This window comes from Pelosinus fermentans JBW45 (assembly GCF_000271665.2).
Lineage (GTDB): Bacteria > Bacillota > Negativicutes > DSM-13327 > DSM-13327 > Pelosinus > Pelosinus baikalensis.
Genome location: NZ_CP010978.1, coordinates 4422513 through 4440548 on the forward strand (window position 1 = coordinate 4422513; position 18036 = coordinate 4440548).

18 protein-coding genes are annotated in these 18036 nt (G+C 39.3%); all 18 read right to left on the minus strand.

Features of this window, described 5'->3' with window-relative positions:
* Positions 1-12: 12 nt before the first annotated feature.
* A complete protein-coding gene (gene phoU, locus JBW_RS19695; RefSeq protein WP_007956227.1) occupies positions 13-672 on the minus strand; it encodes a phosphate signaling complex protein PhoU in 660 nt (219 codons plus the stop codon).
* Between the two features lie 13 nt (positions 673-685).
* The gene (gene pstB / locus JBW_RS19700) at positions 686-1441 is read right to left on the minus strand and encodes a phosphate ABC transporter ATP-binding protein PstB (protein WP_007956229.1); all 756 of its coding nucleotides are present in this window, start codon (positions 1439-1441) and stop codon (positions 686-688) included.
* 122 nt (positions 1442-1563) lie between these two features.
* Positions 1564-2259, minus strand: a complete 696-nt coding sequence (locus JBW_RS19705; RefSeq protein WP_007956231.1) for a response regulator — start codon at positions 2257-2259, stop codon at positions 1564-1566.
* 62 nt (positions 2260-2321) lie between these two features.
* Positions 2322-2597 (minus strand): HU family DNA-binding protein, encoded by a 276-nt coding sequence (locus JBW_RS19710; RefSeq protein ID WP_017531241.1) that lies wholly within the window; start codon positions 2595-2597, stop codon positions 2322-2324.
* A gap of 104 nt (positions 2598-2701) precedes the next feature.
* Entirely contained in the window at positions 2702-4159 is a 1458-nt protein-coding gene (gene mazG, locus JBW_RS19715) for a nucleoside triphosphate pyrophosphohydrolase (protein ID WP_007956232.1), read from the minus strand.
* A gap of 38 nt (positions 4160-4197) precedes the next feature.
* Positions 4198-5799, minus strand: coding sequence for a putative polysaccharide biosynthesis protein (locus JBW_RS19720; RefSeq protein WP_007956233.1), 1602 nt, complete (start codon positions 5797-5799; stop codon positions 4198-4200).
* A gap of 184 nt (positions 5800-5983) precedes the next feature.
* Positions 5984-6553, minus strand: coding sequence for a stage V sporulation protein T (gene spoVT, locus JBW_RS19725; protein WP_007932376.1), 570 nt, complete (start codon positions 6551-6553; stop codon positions 5984-5986).
* Between the two features lie 170 nt (positions 6554-6723).
* A complete protein-coding gene (gene mfd / locus JBW_RS19730; protein WP_007956234.1) occupies positions 6724-9993 on the minus strand; it encodes a transcription-repair coupling factor in 3270 nt (1089 codons plus the stop codon).
* 167 nt (positions 9994-10160) lie between these two features.
* Positions 10161-10400 carry an anti-sigma-F factor Fin gene (locus JBW_RS19735; RefSeq protein WP_007956235.1) on the minus strand — a complete coding sequence of 80 codons (240 nt, stop codon included), beginning with the start codon at positions 10398-10400 and terminating at the stop codon, positions 10161-10163.
* Between the two features lie 60 nt (positions 10401-10460).
* On the minus strand, positions 10461-10847 hold the full coding sequence (locus JBW_RS19740; RefSeq protein ID WP_007956236.1) for a hypothetical protein: 387 nt from the start codon (positions 10845-10847) through the stop codon (positions 10461-10463).
* A 201-nt stretch (positions 10848-11048) separates the two neighbouring features.
* Positions 11049-11753, minus strand: a complete 705-nt coding sequence (locus JBW_RS19745) for an HAD family hydrolase (protein WP_007956244.1) — start codon at positions 11751-11753, stop codon at positions 11049-11051.
* Between the two features lie 69 nt (positions 11754-11822).
* Positions 11823-12689, minus strand: a complete 867-nt coding sequence (locus JBW_RS19750; protein ID WP_007956252.1) for a hypothetical protein — start codon at positions 12687-12689, stop codon at positions 11823-11825.
* On the minus strand, positions 12690-13064 hold the full coding sequence (locus JBW_RS19755) for a response regulator (RefSeq protein WP_007956254.1): 375 nt from the start codon (positions 13062-13064) through the stop codon (positions 12690-12692). It lies immediately after the preceding gene.
* A 144-nt stretch (positions 13065-13208) separates the two neighbouring features.
* Positions 13209-13544 (minus strand): hypothetical protein, encoded by a 336-nt coding sequence (locus JBW_RS19760; RefSeq protein WP_007956256.1) that lies wholly within the window; start codon positions 13542-13544, stop codon positions 13209-13211.
* Between the two features lie 347 nt (positions 13545-13891).
* Positions 13892-14572: an FHA domain-containing protein gene (locus JBW_RS19765; RefSeq protein WP_007956258.1), complete on the minus strand. Its 681-nt coding sequence runs from the start codon at positions 14570-14572 to the stop codon at positions 13892-13894.
* Positions 14573-14704: 132 nt separating this feature from the next.
* On the minus strand, positions 14705-15529 hold the full coding sequence (gene blaOXA / locus JBW_RS19770; RefSeq protein WP_007956260.1) for a class D beta-lactamase: 825 nt from the start codon (positions 15527-15529) through the stop codon (positions 14705-14707).
* A gap of 269 nt (positions 15530-15798) precedes the next feature.
* The gene (locus JBW_RS19775) at positions 15799-17133 is read right to left on the minus strand and encodes an MFS transporter (protein WP_007956261.1); all 1335 of its coding nucleotides are present in this window, start codon (positions 17131-17133) and stop codon (positions 15799-15801) included.
* Positions 17134-17200: 67 nt separating this feature from the next.
* The gene (locus JBW_RS19780) at positions 17201-17890 is read right to left on the minus strand and encodes an RraA family protein (protein WP_007956263.1); all 690 of its coding nucleotides are present in this window, start codon (positions 17888-17890) and stop codon (positions 17201-17203) included.
* Positions 17891-18036 lie beyond the last annotated feature (146 nt).

The following is an 18036-nucleotide window of genomic DNA, read 5'->3' on the forward strand; positions in this document are numbered from 1 at the left end:
CGATTTGGCAGTTTATTTTTTGCGCATTCGCTGTCCTGTTTCTAAGTAAATAACCCATTCTCCAATATTGGTAGCATGATCAGCGACTCGCTCTAAATAGCGTGCTACAAATAATAACTGAGTTGCCTGTGTAATATTACGGGGATCTTCCATCATGTACGTTAAAAGTTCACGAAAGGTTTGATGATAAATATCATCTACTTCATCATCTGCGGCACATACATTTTCTGCTAAAGCAATATCAAGCTTGATATAAGCAGCCAAGGAATCTCTTAGCATTTTTTGTGCCATTGCCGACATCCGTGGGATATCTACCAACGGTTTAATCAAGGGCTGTTCTGCAATGCCTAAGGCAATTTTAGCAATGTCAAAAGCATGGTCTCCCACTCGCTCTAAGTCTGTCGTGATTTTAAGTCCTGTACCAATAATTCGCAAGTCCCTTGCTAAAGGCTGCTGCCTGGCAATGAGTACCATACATTTATCTTCAATACTGCTTTCCATGGCATCAATGTAGTCATCACCAGCCATTACATGCTTAGCCATCTCTATATCCTGGGTCGTTAAAGAAGCTACAGCCTGGCCAATAGCCAGTTCAACGCGGGTGCCCATTTCTAAGATATCATTACGCAACTCTTCTAACTCTTGATCATAATTTTGCCTGGTGACCGTCATGCTCTCGCCTCCATTATCCGAATCGTCCAGTAATATAGTCTTCCGTACGTTTATCCTGGGGTCTTGTAAATATGACATCTGTTTGATCATGTTCTACTAGATCACCATTCAAAAAGAATGCCGTATAATCAGATACTCTAGCAGCTTGCTGCATGTTGTGAGTAACCATAACAATAGTATATCTCTGTTTTAATTCTGAGAGCAATTCTTCAATCTTCATAGTTGATATAGGATCTAGAGCTGAACAGGGTTCATCCATTAACAGCACTTCCGGCTCGATTGCCAATAATCTTGCAATACATAAACGTTGCTGCTGTCCACCTGACATGCCCATAGCTGAGCTTTGGAGACGATCCCGTACTTCTTCCCAAAGAGCTGCCCCCTTCAGGCTCTTTTCTACCAGTTCATCCAGCTGTGCTTTTTTAGTGATGCCATGAATGCGGGGACCATATGCAATATTGTCATAAATCGACATGGGAAACGGATTCGGTCTTTGAAAAACCATCCCCACTCTTTTCCTTAGCAGCACTACATCTGTGTCGGGATGATAAATATTGACCCCATCTAACAGGACTTCGCCTTCTATTTTTACATTAGCGATTAAATCATTCATACGATTTAACGTCTTGATAAAGGTGGACTTACCACAGCCTGAAGGTCCAATCAGAGCTAACAAGCTGTTTTTTTCCGCACCAAGAGAAATTTTCTTTAATGCCAATGCATCTCCATAGTATAATTTTAGCTTATTCACATGAATTTTATAATCCATAGATGTCCTCCTGCCACTTAGGCGATTCTTCATATATCGAAACTAGTCATCAGATAAATATTGATATAGAAAATATACCACAAAATGCAGGTACTTATTATTATGCAATTATTATGTTTTTGTTAAATTTCGCTAAAGCGGTAGCCAACTCCTCGAACTGTCTCAATTGCTTCTGCCACTTTCGGCTCAGCTGCCATTTTTGCTCTTAGATGACGTACATGTACATCCACCGTACGAGTATCACCAAAATATTCATAACCCCATACCTTCTCCAGTAATTGCTCACGTGTATAGGCTCTGCCCACATTTGTAATAAATAATTTCAATAACTCATATTCCTTAGGAGTAAGCTCTAGCTTCTCTTGATCTAAATATGCCGTATAACTGGAAAAATTCAATCGTAGTTTGCCAACAACTAACTCGCCATCGTGCTGTACACTGTCTTTATGGCTTCGCCTTAGCACTGCTTTTACGCGAGCCATAAGCTCTCGAGGACTAAAAGGTTTGGTCATATAATCATCTGCGCCTAACTCTAAGCCCACAATTTTATCCACTTCTTCATTTTTGGCTGTCAGCATAATAATGGGAATCGCTGCTGTTTCCTGCTGTCCTTTCAATCTGCGACATACCTCTATACCATCAATATCGGGAATCATTAGATCCAGTATAATCAAATCAGGCTTATTGGTTCTAACCAACTGCAATGCCTCATGGCCATTCTCTGCTTTGAGGACGTGGTAACCTGTTTTTTGCAAGTTAAACTCAATTAGTTCTACGATTGAAGGCTCATCATCAACTACCAATATGTTGCTTATCATATACTTCACTTCCTTAAAATAAAAACCAGGTTATATTAACCTGGTTTCTATTTATCTAAAATTTATTTATTTACTACGTCTTTTAAGCCTTTACCAGCTTTGAAAACTGGATTTTTAGATGCTGGAATTGTAATTTCAGCGCCTGTTTGTGGGTTACGACCTTTTCTTTCTTCACGTGTTTTTACTTCAAAAGTTCCAAATCCAATGATTTGGACTTTATCTTGTTGTGCCAAAGCTTCCTCAACACTAACAAATAAAGCATTGATTGCTTTCTCAGCATCCTTCTTAGTCAAACCCGCTTTTTCTGCAACACTTGCAATTAATTCAGTTTTATTCACAAAAATAGCCTCCTTATGAAAAATCGTTACGAATAGCTTATTCGCTATCATTTTTTTTATTCCTGTCTAGATTTAAAAAAAATACTAAAAAAATCCCAAATTCTTTATATTTTGTTACTTTTCGCCTCTTCCCAGAGAAAATCAAGCTGTTTTAGTGACATATTCTCCCATTTTAGCTTTTTTTCCTTCATTACCTTTTCAATGTATAAAAACCTACGGCGAAACTTATTATTGGTGGTATTTAAGGCAACTTCACCATCAATTTTTAAAAATCTCGCCAAATTTACAATTGAAAATATTACATCTCCTAACTCAGCTTCCATGTTAATAGCTTGTCCTTGGGCACAGGCATCTTTGAGTTCCTCCAGTTCTTCATATATCTTGTCCCACACAGGCTCAATCCTATCCCAGTCAAATCCGACTTTAGCAGCTTTCGCTTGTAGTTTGTAAGCTCTCATGAGACTTGGCAGTCCCTTCGGTATACCATCAAGCACAGACGGTCTCTCATGACCGTGCTCCTGCTTTTTTATCGCATCCCAGTTTAGCACCACCTCGCCTGCGTCTCGGACGCTTGTATCACCAAATACATGAGGATGACGACGTATCATTTTCTCTGCAATGCCGTCAATTACCTGCTGCATGGTAAATACCTTTGCTTCTTCTGCAATGCGGGCATGAAATACAATCTGTAATAGCAAATCTCCTAGCTCTTCACATAATAATTCTCCTTGCTGTAAATCAATGGCCTCTAGGACCTCATAAACCTCCTCCACAATATACCGTCTAAGACTGGAGTGGGTTTGCTCAATATCCCATACACATCCCTCATTCGAGCGAAGCTTAGCCATCACATCGAGTATAGGATCTAAGGAAAACCGTTTAACTGCAGTACTGCGGCGCGGCACATACACACTGGTAAGATGATCAATCTCCTGCACTCTATCCATTTCGAACAAAGGTACTGTTAGCAACTGTTCATCTGGTAATCCCAAATTTTTCACAACGATCACTTCATAGTCATCAGGATAATATTCCATTAGCACCAGTTTAGCCTCTGAAGCAACGTAATGATTATAAACTTGTGTTACCACTAAAGCAGTCATTAACTCTGGAGGTATAGCTGCTAAATCAGCAGCATCCAGTACCGTAATGCCTTCAATGGGGTCTATGGCAAGTCTTGTATATAAGACTTCCAGAAAACTCATCCCAGGCAAAATCCTAACGGCAATCCCCTGTTCACCTGCCAATTGTCGAATTAGCATCACTGTTTTCTCTGCTACAAGAGGGCTGCCTGGTACAGCATATACTACTTTTTTTCCCAATGCTGCCTGACGTAAACATTCATGAGCGATCGTCTCGTAAACTTCCTTAAATGACGTCTTCTCCTCATAAACATAGTCATAACTAGTAAATGCAATACCACGTTCCATCATTGCTGTTACAGTTGGGTGCTTTGCAGTACGCAAAAGCAATTTTTCTGCAGTCTTTAATAATTCTAAGGTCTCCACGGTGATAAGACCAAAAGAACCGGGTCCTAATCCTACAATTGTAATTTCTCCCACATTATCGCCTCATATTCATAATTTAAGTAAAAAATTTATTATTTTCGTAATATACCTATTTTACCTAATAAACGAGCTATTTTGCTACCTATTTTAGGTAGTTTTTCGATATCCTGCTGCTCTATACCTCCCAATAATAAAAGAACAATACTGTATACTATACCACCTATACAAACAGAAGCCAAGGTTGCCATTGTATTATGCAAGGTTTTTAACATCACCGCATCATAGGTTAACAAAACCATAGCGCCCATAATAATGGCAGCAGCAACCGTCTTTATCGTATTTTTTATATCGATACTAAACCCTACATAGCGATATACAAAATACATATTCAAAAGAGCAGCCAAGGCAAAATCAACATTTGTCGCCCAAGCAGCGCCTTTTATGCCAAAAGAAGGTATCGCAGTTAATGTCCAGCTCATAACAATTTTTACAGCAGCGGAGATCATCATATTAATAAGAGGAATTGCTGTATACCCTAATCCCTGCAATACCCCCGTCGTAACCTGATGAATCCCCAGCATAATGACACCACCTGATAATATGGCGATTGGTACTCCAGCATTAGGCGTACCATACAGCATTTGCGATATCGGTGTAGCCAGCAGAAACATCCCAACAAAACTGGGTATGGTAATTAAATTGGCAAATCGCATCGCCATAGCTGTACGCTGATAGATTCGCTTGTGATCCTTCAGAGTAAAGGCTTCCGATATGGCAGGGACCAAGCTAGATGCCAATGATCCTGTCAAAATAGTGGGTACATTGATAAGAGCAATTGCCATGCCCGTCAGGTATCCAAACAATTCCGTTGCCTGACCTACCGTATAGCCGGCATTTTCTAACCGTGCCGGTACAATTAATAAGTCAATACTGGACACGATTGGCAGCATAATATTTGCCAGTGACACAGGCAGGGCCAATTTTACAATCCGCGAAATAATTTTCCCGCTTGCTTCTTGTTTTATAATCGGCTGCATTGCTATTTTTGCTTTTAATGCGGCACTATGCCGCCAATAATAATACATTAATACCACTAAGCCGGCTAAGGCACCAGGTCCTGCACCAAAACTGGCACCAGCAGCTGCATATTCAAGACCAATGGGTAATAAGTAAAAAGCTAAAAATACCATGGTTACGACTCGAATCAGCTGTTCAAAAATTTGCGATACAGCTGTAGGTGTCATCATCTGCAATCCTTGGAAATAACCACGATAACTAGATAAAATCGTAACGAAGAATATAGCTGGAGCCAAAGCAGCAATCGCGTAATACGCACGAGGATCACGTACAAATTGATTTTCAACCAACCATCCAGCACCAAAATATAATAGAAATGTAAAAACAATTCCCGTTATCGTTAATAAGCCTAATGAAATGCGAAATACCCGATTTGCACCGCGAAAGTCAGATAAGGCCACTTTCTCAGCAACAATAATAGAAATAGCCACCGGAATACCGGCAGATGAAATACTCAAGGCTAGTAAGTAAATTGGATATGCCATCTGGTATAATCCAATTCCTTCGCCCCCTAATAAACGGGAGAGAAGGATGCGATTTACCGAACCAATTATTTTTACCACAACGCCAGCAAGGGTTAAAATGAATGCCCCTTTTAAAAATGTATCTTTACTCACGTAATTTCTTCCTCCTAAAGCATTCCTATTACTACTTATTCAGAAGATGAACATTATATTATCGCAAAATACAATTACTACTAATACTTCTTTTGTCAAAATAAAATATTTTAAACCGCAAAGACGCGAAGAAAGAACAAAAAAGTAGCGAATCTGTGTCCGCTACTTTTTACAACTTTCATTATTATGTGGCCATTTGTTTTGCTAAGAATCCTGCAGCAGTTTCTGCTAATTTTACTTCCATTTCACTCATTTGCACTCCTTGCTGCTTCGTGCAAATAACCACTGCACCAATGGAAGTCCCTTCTACAATAATCGGTGCAATGACTTCAGCAGTAAATTTTGATACCTCTTCTTCTTCACCAGAGTCAATAATCGAGCCCTTAGAGCCTTTGGCTTCTGCAAGATTATTCAATAAAACCGCTTTACGATCTTCCATAACTTTTTCCAGAGCTGATCCTAACGGTTTATTCATAAACTCCTTCTTTGAAGAACCAGCGACAGCAACTATCGTATCTCTGTCCGCTATTAAGATGATATGGCCGACTGCTTCATATAACGAATCGGCATATTCCTTTGCAAAATCACCTAGTTCGCTTACTGGAGAATATTTCTTTAAGATCACTTCCCCTTCTCGATCAACATATATCTCCAATGGATCACCTTCGCGAATCCTAAGTGTTCGCCTAATTTCTTTAGGTATTACAACTCTGCCTAAGTCATCAATTCTTCTTACAATTCCAGTGGCTTTCACCAGTATCCCCCCTTTTCTACAGTTTTTGACATCTGATTTCAGTGATAGTATATATCTTACGAGACTTTTTTATTCACACACATGATGCCTAAAATTTTCTAAAAACAGGTATATAATACAAAAATATCATTTGCATACAGGGATCTTAGGATTACCGTCTCTTTTTCGTCTTAGGAAACCAAAGTTGTAAATACTTTGACTAGCCAATTCAGTAATTTATCATTGCTAATTTGTACGGTCTTGAGTCGAATACCTTCAGGATAAATCATAACACGAGCAGGAAATGCTTCTTTCAATGCCATGATCTGCTCAGGTTTAACATTTGGTTTATCAATAAATGCTACTTCTATATAATTGGGCTGTTGAATCACAGAACGAATACCAATGGCCCTGGAGAAATTTTTAATTTTCACCACTTCGAGCAAATTTAATACACAACTAGGCGGTTCCCCAAAACGATCAATTAATTCATCCACAAGATCGGAAATATGTTTTTCATTTCTGCAGGCAGCAATCCGCTGGTATATTTCAATTTTATGCATGGCATCACTAATATAGTCGCCACTTATATAGGCATCCACATTAAATTCCAGCACAGGTTCAACAGGCGTTTCTAACGTCTGCCCTGTCTTTAACTGCTGTACGGCTTCATCCAGTAAACGACAGTACATTTCAAAACCTACGCTTACAATATGTCCATGCTGCTGGGACCCTAATAAATTACCAGCTCCCCTGATTTCTAAATCACGCATAGCAATTTTAAAACCGGCTCCTAATTCTGCAAATTCTTTTATTGCCTGCAGCCGCTTTTCTGCAACCTCTGTCAGTACTTTATCCTGGCGGTAGGTAAAATACGCAAAAGCCATACGATGGGATCGTCCTACCCGCCCTCGCATTTGATATAACTGAGACAAACCAAAATGATCAGCATCATATACAATAATCGTATTCGCATTTGGCACATCAAGACCATTTTCAATGATACTTGTACATAATAATACATCATCAGTGCCTTCATAGAAATCAAGCATAGCTTGTTCTAACATTTCCTCCGGCATTTGTCCATGAGCCACACGAATTTTAGCATCGGGCAGCATCTCTGCTAAGCGGCGGTACATTTTATCAATAGTCTGTACTCGATTATAGACAAAGTATACCTGACCGCCTCGCTTTAATTCCCGCTTAATTGCATCACGCATCACTTCTTCATTGTATTCTACTACATAGCTTTGGACGGGGAATCGTTCTTCTGGCGGAGTCTCAATAATACTCATATCTCTTGCACCGACTAATGACATATGCAAGGTACGAGGAATGGGAGTCGCACTTAATGTCAATACATCAATCCCCGCACTCCATTTTTTTAATTTTTCTTTCTGCTTTACACCAAAGCGCTGTTCTTCATCGACAATCAGCAGTCCAATATTTTTAAATATAACATCTGATTGTAAAATACGATGGGTACCAATTAGTACATCTACCTGTCCACTGGCTAGTGCCTCAACAGTAGCTCGCTGCTCTCTTGCATTCCTAAAGCGGCTAATTACATCTACTACTGGACCAAAGCCAGAAAAGCGAGCACTAATCGTCTGATAATGCTGCTGAGCTAACACAGTTGTCGGTACAAGTATCGCAACTTGTTTACCGCCCATGACAGCTTTATAAGCAGCGCGAATAGCCACCTCTGTTTTGCCAAATCCCACATCACCGCATAATAAACGATCCATAGGCTGGCTTTTTTCCATATCGCCCTTAATTTCGATAATGGCACTGAGCTGGTCGGGTGTTTCCTCATAAGGAAAAGCATCCTCAAACTCTTTTTGCCAAGGCGTATCCGGATCAAAGGCAAAACCGGATGCAACTTTTCTTTGTGCATAGATCTCCAGTAATTCTTTCGCCATATCTGCTACTGCTTTTTCTGCCTTGCCCTTTGCCTTTAGCCAATCACTGCCACCCATTTTATTTAAACGAGGTGCATCACCTTCAGAACCAATATACTTTTGCAATAAATGTACCTGATCCGTAGGGACATAGAGTTTGTCTTCCCCCGCATAACGAATATGCAGATAATCCTTATGTACCTTTCCTACAATCAGAGTTTCTACACCTACATATTTGCCAATCCCATGATTGATATGTACTACATAATCGCCAATCTTGATATCACGAAAATAAGCGATTTGTTGACCTTTCCCTACTCTGGGGCGAGGTTTTTTCTTCTGGCGGCCCATAATATCCTTTTCTGCAATTACTAACAGATGGGCTTGAGGCAGTTCAAAGCCTGCTGAGAGTAGTCCGACTGTTATTAATACAGTACCTTCGGTCAGAGTATGGATGACATCAGAAAAAACGGCAGGAATACCTTCCTCCGTCAAGGTATGTTGCAGCGATACGGCCTTCTCTTGATTGGACATAAAAATGATAGGATAAGACTTATGCTCCTGGCAATTTTTTAATTCAGCAATCAGCATATCCATTTGACGATGAAAAGGAACAATGCCTTTGGCTGTAATACTAATAATTTCATTAGGCTGGGTATAAGGAATCTTTTGCAGCATCAAGGAAATATATAACACATTGTAATGCACTGCCACCGTTACTATATCTGACCACGTAAAGGTGCTTTTCTTAATCTCTGGATTTTCCTTCACTAGTTTGCCCATCTGTTCGCGGATGCGAGCAGTCTCGTCAAACACAATGGTTGAAATCGCTGGTAAATAAGATAAAAACACCGTTGGAGTTCCACTTTTTTCAATCTCAGATAAAGGAAGAATATCCACTTGCTCTACCGCGTGCATAGATCGCTGTGAGGCAAGATCAAACTCCCGCAGGGAATCCACCTCATCACCAAATAACTCTAAACGAATCGGGACTTTACTGCTGATGGGGAAAATATCAACAATACCGCCTCTGGCACTAAACTGACCGAGCCCCTCTACTTGATCCACCCGTTCGTAACCAAAACGTACCAGCGACTCCAGCAAGTCTTCACGTATCATTTCTGATCCGTTACTAATTGTAATGCGATTATTTTCAAAGTGTTCTCGGGGCAGTACTCTTTGCATTGCTGCCTCAGGCGTGGCTAAAACGATTATATTTTCCCCTCGGATCAGACGCCCCAAGATATCCATGCGCCGAGCTGCTAACTCAACACCTTTTGCAACCGCTGTAAATGTAATAATATCTAAAGCCGGCAGTTCGAGAACAAGGGTATTGGGAAGCAACGTGGCAAAATCTGCGCGCAGCTGTTCTACCGACTCATGATTACCAGTAACAATCACAGTAGGCTTAGGAGCAGACTGATACGCGGCTGCTAATAATGCACTTTTTTGCACACCTGTTACGCCATAGATTTGACTTTGACTCACAGTCAATTGCGAAACGGCAATAACCCGCTTCATTCCAGGATCTTGTTTCATAATTTCAAATAATTTGTTCATAGCACCTCTTCCTATTATAAGAAAGCATTTCATACTGTACAATTACGTGCATAGAAAAAACCGTTCGGAGTCTTAAAGTGAAAAGGTAAAAAGGGGCTTTAGCTGTTGCTAAAGCCCTGCATCATTACTTCATTATACTTCGAACCTTATTGATTTAATCCATTTTTTTAATGTAGAAAATTGATTTGCTGTTGAACCGCTTTTTTTTCATCAAGTCCTAAGGTCTCTATACACTTATCGCACAAGGAATGAACATGCATGGTATTTTCTTTCACATCAACTTTTATTATATCTTGACGCTCTTCAGCCGTCAAGCAATCAAAACCAAACTTAACTTCATCAACTTGATCTACTTCAATTACATCAATCCCAGCCCCACAATGGGCACAATTATAAAATATTTTCATAAAAGGGCTTCCTCCTTTTCGATAATGAGTCCTGTATTGAGAAGAGGTGGTATTTCATCTTTAAGACGACAAACGGATTAAGGTAACATTCCACATTACATGTACACAACTTGCCACGAGTATGGCAATCCAAATGCTGCTGCTTATGTATAGTCCCAAAAGAGTCAAACATCCAAATAGACTATGGCCGATAATACTGACTAATGCGGCCCATTTACCTCGTTTTCCATCGGCGGTATTATACCAGTCATAACCTGCTTCTAATATTCCAAATACCACGTGAGTCACTAAAATATCTGCAGCTAGATAATAAGAACAAAGGCTCTTCGTTACTTCTTCGACTACTGGACTATAGCTAATAACCGCTTTCATTCCCACATATTTTAATAATATCTTATTTAATAAAAAGCTCAGTGCCGCCATGAGACAACCAATTACATAAGCCATCTTTACCTCATTAGGTACAAACGTAATGAGCCTATTATTGCCACGATAAAAAGAATTTATACAAAATTAAAAGCTTTTGAACGTGTTAACGTCCTCCTTAAAGGACTTTTCTATGCTTAAAAAAATAGGCGGATAAAAATGTAGCATTTTTATCCGCCTATCTATATGAAATATATATTACAAGACAGGAACACTCGATTTCTAGCTGTTTTTTCGCAGCCAATCAATTGCTTCTTCTGCCCGGAATCCAATAATTCCCTGTTTAAACAACACATCTGCCATGAGAAAGCTGTCATCAAAAGGCTCCTCCATCATGTAAGGTAATGCCATGCAATACATAGAAGCACTTTTCGCCGCCTCCACTCCATGCAATGAATCCTCCATTACCAAACAATTTTCAAAGGGTACGCCCAGCCGTTTGGCGGCTTCCCAAAATACATCTGGCGCAGGTTTTCCTTTCGCCACCTCTTCTGCCGATAGGATTACATCAAAGTACGCTGCCAAATTCGTAATGGCTAATATCATGTCAATGATTTCTGGAGATGAACCGGAAGCAATAGCTAAAGGATAGTTATTTTCTTTTAGAAATTGTAAAAACCGATACATCTCAGGAAAAACAATCGTATTTTCTTTGGCAATCTCAAGATAATATTTATTCTTTTTGGCTACTAAAATATCGATCGACTCATTGAGCCCATATATCTCTTTGAGATCTTCCATCATTTCTCGTGTTCCAATGCCAACATATTTCTTCTTCATTTCCTCACTCAATGCTTGTATCCCATATTCCCCCAATAACACATCATCTGCTTTGGAGTAATTAGGTTCACTGTCCACTAACGTTCCATCTAAATCAAAAATAACCGCTTTCACCTTATGATTTAAAACTTCACTATTTTTCTCCATCTTGTCACTCCTCTCTGCTATAAGAAAGTATTCGCACTGATCATATATTTTCCTCTATAAGAAAAACGATTACGCTCCGGCCATCACTAGATTGATCCTGCCAAAGTCGGTATCAATCGCCACTGCATAATTCGATTTCCCCCTTAAAGCAGCACCTCTCGTAACTCGTTGAGGATGTAAATCAAGATCGAGTCCCCTGTTGGAAAGATTAATGCAAAAAAGACCATTGGTAACATTCAGAAATTCTCCTGCACTATCAATAGCCAGCTCATCCATTTCACAAATTTTTTCTCCACTATATCGGCATGCTATTTCCAATAATACGCTCTCTTCGGCAGTAAAACTGCTATGCAAAGTGATGTCTCCCGTCATGCTTTGTGAAACAAACCATTGATTCGAATCATGTTCATAAGTAATTGCGGCCAGCAAAGGACTGGTATCTAAAAAGCGAACCATAGCTCGAAGAAAAAGTGATATGTAATCATAATACAATTCTACATTCTCATCATCTTGAGGGATTTTTAATTGAGTCCGAATCTGTTCTTTAAGATAGGATATATCGGACTGTTGATCTAAGCTGCCTTCTGCTTTGTACTCTTCTAAGACATTCTCCAGCTGCGCTAACGTCATGTAGCCTTTATCGACCAATGTCTGGCCAAAGTTGAGATGATCATTTTCTTGAGTATCTAGCAAAGTGATCAATTGCTCTTCTGACAAATAGCCTTCATCTAAGGCTATCTCACCAAATCGTTTATCAATCCGCTGTTGCAGCCCGTGAATTTCTTCTACTTGCTCAGCAGTTAGAAAGCCTTGGTTAATGGCCAATATGCCTAATTTCACTTGTACTGCACGTCTATTTTCAAGAGCTTCCTGCACCTGACTTGGTGTTAACAATCCTTGATTTAATATATATTGAGCAAAAAATTGACTAAACATTTAGCTCTCCTTTCGAATGATGTCATTTACCGCTTTCACGATTTGACTACTGTTGTACGGTTTCTGAATAAAATCAATTGCACCTAATTTAAGAGCCTCTAATAAATTAGCAGCAGTACCTGTTGAGGAAAGCATAATGATCCTTGCCTCATGATGTATTTCTTTAATCTTTTTCAAAGCATCAATTCCGCTGACTTTTGGCATCACAATATCCATAAATACTCCATCAGGACAAAATTGGCAGTATGCTTCTACCACTTCTTGTCCATCTTTAGCTTCATATACTTGACAGCCTAGTTTTTCTAACTCTTCTCTTAGTTTTTTTCGTAATAATAAGGAATCATCACTAATTAGAATCTTTAATGGCTTCTGCAAAAAAATCCTCTCCTTATAAGAAAAACTCTGACGTACTAAAAAAATAAAACCTTTTGAACCGCGAAGACGCGAAGGTTTTTGTGCTTCTACACTACAGGGTTTCTACATGCTAGGTCATGGAAAATCAACAGTACATTTCCCCCATCAATCTTCCCAACATACTCGATTAAGCAAGCCTTTTAATTCTATTTCTATTTCAGAATGTACCTGGGCAGCGCTTTGCAAATGGGTTTCGATTGGTGCGTTATCAGCTAAGGCTATCAAGATATCAGAAATCATTCTTTCAATCTCAGCAAGATTAAATTCAGCAGCAGCTTCTTCGATCACATCGACGCCTTTCACGTTCCAATCTTTTAAGCACGATAGTAAATACTCATTCATCACTGTCCCCTGACCAAGAACCATATTGCCATTTGGACTTACCAATACTTGATTAAGAGTCATTCCAAGCTTGATTTCTGAAAGATATAAATAACTCAAAAGAATTCTCCTCCTAACACAATCGTCTTACTTATGACTGACAGGATTCACTTAAGCAACTCTCGAACTAAAACAATTTTTGTATCGGTAATTAAAAGATAACACAAAAAATAACGTTAACTATTACTTTCAAGTTAACATTTTATTAATTTTATCAGTAAAACTTATATTCTCTCTACTATAAGAAAATGATGTACGTTCTTTAACAAGCAGGAGATTGCTTCGCTATGCTCGCAATGGCAAACTGCTGCTTCATCCCTCCAGAAAATTATACCTTCTCTACGTACAAAAGAACCCGCAATATTAGCGGGTTCTTAATTGTTACAAATTCTTTCTCTAATATAATCTTATAATTTCAGCACATATCCGCGAGCTCGCATTGCTTTTAACATTTCCGCCCGTTTTCCCAGTTTTTTGCGCACACGATAAATCAACACGTTGATTTCATCAATTCCTGCATCAGGAAGTGCACTTTTGCCAAGAATTCTTTCCGGCCATACTGCCGCCCTAATTTCATCATATGTCACTACTGTATTGGCATGATCATATAGCAGCTTAAAGAAGCGCCATTCTTTTTCCGTCAAGCTAACCAGCTGCCCGTCAATATGGCATTCCCACTTAGCACACTCCACAGCAATTGAAGTATTCTTTCTTAAAGACATGGATTGGGTTTGACTTAAATCCATTGTTTCTTCATTCTTGGAAGCGCTGACAATTCGGATTGCTGCGATACCCATAGACAAGCTGATTGTATCTCCTGTATGAAGAATATACTTTTCATAAGGAGTGATTGCTTTTCCATTTATCATTGTGCCATGTTTACTCCCTAAATCGCACAGTATTACATCATCTTCATTATGTACAATATAGCAATGCTTACGAGATATCAGCTGATTGGAAAAGCTCACATCTACCTGCTGATCAAGACTGGAGCGACCAAGGTACACTTCGCCGTTAAGAAGTTCGATGCGAGTGCCGGCTTCGTAAGGTTCTCCTCTTTCCACTATAAGACAAGCACGTGATTGCAAAACCAACCCTCCATAGTCACAGTCATTTATTTTACTATACTCTTTTAGTCCTGCTCTTTCAATACTAAAAATGACTCTTCTTGCTATAACTGACTACGATTGCATCTTACCGGGTCTGGCAACTACCGATTGCTATCGTGTAACCAAATTATATTTCCGGAGAATCCCTATCGTCACCTTTTTAGCGGCTGGACCTGCAAATTCTTCCTGGCTGTCAAGATTAGTGGCAAATACATAAGGGTGTCCCTTTATAACAACAAAACCTACGAACCAACCTGTTGATAAGCCATCTTTAAGTCCTGAGCTTCCTGTCTTTCCATATAGTATGTACTCATCGCCTTCCTGTTGAATCATGATCCGTTTAACGGTTTTCATTACGCCTTTATCAAAGGGAAGAGTTTCCCGATATAACCCTTCAAGAAAATCAATCTGCTCAAATGGAGAAATCTTCAATGAGCTACTGAGCCAGAACCGATCAATGCCCCCGCTAATGTCACGATTACCGTAGGAACACCGGTCCAGCCATTCCTGCATACGCCCTTCACCGATATCCCGAGCCATCTCTTGATAATACCAAACAACAGAATTTCTCATGCTAGAACCAAGAGTATGATCTTGATTCCAGTTATCTAATGTCCGTTTAGTGCCATCCCAATATTTAATCTCATATTCATCTTTAACGGCTTTTACCTGCAAACCAATTAATGAATTCATAATCTTAAATGTGGAGTTTGGGGTCCTTTGCTCTTTGGCTCTCTCGTTGTTATAACTAAATATTTTTCCTGATTCTAAATCTTTGAGGACGAATGTTCCTTCACTCTTTGGGAAAAATTCATCTACGCTGATAGCAGCAACATCTAACGCCTCAGCTGGTTGTATTTTACTGGCACAAGAAGCTGCAACCGAACCGACCATAAAAAAGAGCATTATTAACATCACGATACTTTGTTTTTTCATTATTACCACCTCTTGATTTTCTACTATTGTCCCTAATTATAATATTGTAAAATACCAAAAACAATAACAGCAAACTAACACATTCCTAACTTTAATACAATAAAAAAACCTAAAGAAGCCATCAATTCTTAACTTCTTTAGGTTTCTAACTTAATGTTTCTTATTATGTTAGGCGTAGATGCTATTACTTTTGCTCCAGATTCTTTTGCTGCCATAACGATTTATCACATTTTTAATATACGGTCGTCTGCCTTTGCTCCTATTTCAGTTTATATATTCAAAGGATTCTCGACAGGCTCGGTTATGGTTAAAACAACTAATAGGCTAATAAAGGAACTAGCAGCTAAAAACATGAATACTGCATCCCAGCTATACGCGTCAAGAATCATACCCGTAATCAGTGGGGCACAAGCGCCGCCAAGCTGTCCTCCAGTATTAATGATAGAGGAAGCAATCGGAAATGTTTTTTTAGTTGTCAGCCCCATAGGATATACCATATAGGCTGAGAAGCCAACATTGAGCAAAATACCCGTTAAAAACAAAAGTGAACCGAGGAAAATAGGATCATTAGGTGCATTTGTTAATGCATACATCATAAAGGTGGTAGATAATGAAGTCATCATCATGAGCGGCTTGCGCCGTTTATTTAACACCTTATCAGAAAACCATCCCCCTACCAAATTACCGATTACTGCTCCCACCCAAGGTGCTGAAGCGACAAAACCCATTTTCATGATGGTAAAATGTTTAACATTAATTAAATAGGTAGGAATCCAGGCCAATAGTACATTGACAATACCGAGAACAAAAAAGTATGCAAGGGTACTTCCCCATATATCCCAAGAACGGAATACTCTAGCATTTGTATCTAAAGGGTCGGCTTTCCGTGCTCGAATTAATTGATCCAGCCATTTAAGAGAGTATGGCCTTTTTTGTACCATTGCTTTTTGACTCAACTGCTCAGATTCAATATACTTCACTTCGGTCAAAGAGCAATGAGGACTTTCCGACGGATGATTCTTTACTAAAACATACCAAATGATGGAAAGGAATATGCCTGGCAAAGCAAACCAATAAAAAATATAATGCCAACTGGATTGCTGAATAATTAGAGCGCATAAGGGCGGAACCAATACCGGTCCAAACTTAGCAGCGGAAAGGAATATGCCGGTCGCAAATCCTTTTTCCCGGGGTGGAAACCAATTATTAATAGTGGACGTAATCCCAATAGGCAGCGGTCCTTCTGCTAATCCAAGACCAAAGCGATATATTTTCATCATCAAAGGTGAACTTGAACTTCCTATTAATCCGGTGAAAATAGATGTGACAATCATTGCAAAAGAAAATATTCTCCGTACTCCAAATTTACTATATGCAAAACCAGAAGGCATCTGCGCAATCGCGTATGCCAGCAAAAAGAGACTAACAAGGCCTCCCGCTTCTGTATTGCTCATATGAAACTCTTTGCGGATAAATGGCAGGGCAATTCCGATGTTTGCACGATCAGCAGCCGCCACTGTATATACTAAAAAAATAAGTCCTGCAACAACCCATCGAAACTTAGTTGGTTTTTCTGTTATGACATTTGCTACGTTTTGAGACATTTTTTCCTCCTTGTTATAGAAATATATTAATTTACCACTATTTCCATGTTTATGTAATTATATGGATTTACATTTCGTCTGAATCCATATAGTCACATTCTTTATCATGAAGCACTTTGTCAACCCATCTTCTATCCCATGTCTTGTTTTTAATGGCTTTCATCATATCCATTTCTTTCACTACCGTTGCTTTGGCCTTTTCCAAAAGTTCTGAAGCATCTTTAGGATCAATTACAACTACCCCATCACCATCACCTACTATAATGTCTCCTGGATTTATCACAACGCCACCGCATGAAATGGAAACGTTAATTTCACCAGGTCCATCTTTATATGGTCCTTTCGGCGTCACGCCTGCTGCATAAACAGGAAAGTTCATTTTTCTTATGATTGCTGCATCGCGGACGGCGCCGTCAATAATGAAACCAGCAATTCCCCTTTGTTGTGCCCAAGTAATCATCATCTCACCGGTAACTGAATTGCTCGTTTCACCCGCAGCATCTACGATAATTACATCGCCAGGCGCAGCCATATCAATTGCTTTATTTAGCATTAGATTATCTCCCGGTCTGGATTTTACCGTGAAAGCAGTCCCTAGCAGTGGAGCTTCATTCATATTCCGAATTCTAGAATCGATACAGGACATCCGGTTCATATTATCTGCAATGTTTGCCACTGGAATTCCGGTAAATCCTTCTACTAGTTCCTTTGGGGGTCTCATTATGTTGCTATAAATTCGAAATCCCACATTTTTCATGTCTATTCCTCCCTCTCTAATATTTTGAAGCGATCTTTTCTTGACAGACGACTAAATCGAATAGTATATCTATTGACAAAATCTTTTAACTATTATAATTTTAATATATAGATGAATCATAGTAAAATGAATTGATTTTCTATTAA

Excerpts from the sequence above, each read along its gene's own strand:
- JBW_RS19750 (WP_007956252.1), bottom strand. The coding sequence starts at position 12,689 with ATGTTTAGTCAATTTTTTGCTCAATATATATTAAATCAAGGATTGTTA.
- phoU (WP_007956227.1), bottom strand. The coding sequence starts at position 672 with ATGACGGTCACCAGGCAAAATTATGATCAAGAGTTAGAAGAGTTGCGT.
- JBW_RS19780 (WP_007956263.1), bottom strand. The coding sequence starts at position 17,890 with ATGAAAAATGTGGGATTTCGAATTTATAGCAACATAATGAGACCCCCA.
- JBW_RS19735 (WP_007956235.1), bottom strand. The coding sequence starts at position 10,400 with ATGAAAATATTTTATAATTGTGCCCATTGTGGGGCTGGGATTGATGTA.
- blaOXA (WP_007956260.1), bottom strand. The coding sequence starts at position 15,529 with ATGAAAAAACAAAGTATCGTGATGTTAATAATGCTCTTTTTTATGGTC.
- JBW_RS19740 (WP_007956236.1), bottom strand. The coding sequence starts at position 10,847 with ATGGCTTATGTAATTGGTTGTCTCATGGCGGCACTGAGCTTTTTATTA.
- mfd (WP_007956234.1), bottom strand. The coding sequence starts at position 9,993 with ATGAACAAATTATTTGAAATTATGAAACAAGATCCTGGAATGAAGCGG.
- JBW_RS19705 (WP_007956231.1), bottom strand. The coding sequence starts at position 2,259 with ATGATAAGCAACATATTGGTAGTTGATGATGAGCCTTCAATCGTAGAA.
- JBW_RS19745 (WP_007956244.1), bottom strand. The coding sequence starts at position 11,753 with ATGGAGAAAAATAGTGAAGTTTTAAATCATAAGGTGAAAGCGGTTATT.
- pstB (WP_007956229.1), bottom strand. The coding sequence starts at position 1,441 with ATGGATTATAAAATTCATGTGAATAAGCTAAAATTATACTATGGAGAT.
- JBW_RS19775 (WP_007956261.1), bottom strand. The coding sequence starts at position 17,133 with ATGTCTCAAAACGTAGCAAATGTCATAACAGAAAAACCAACTAAGTTT.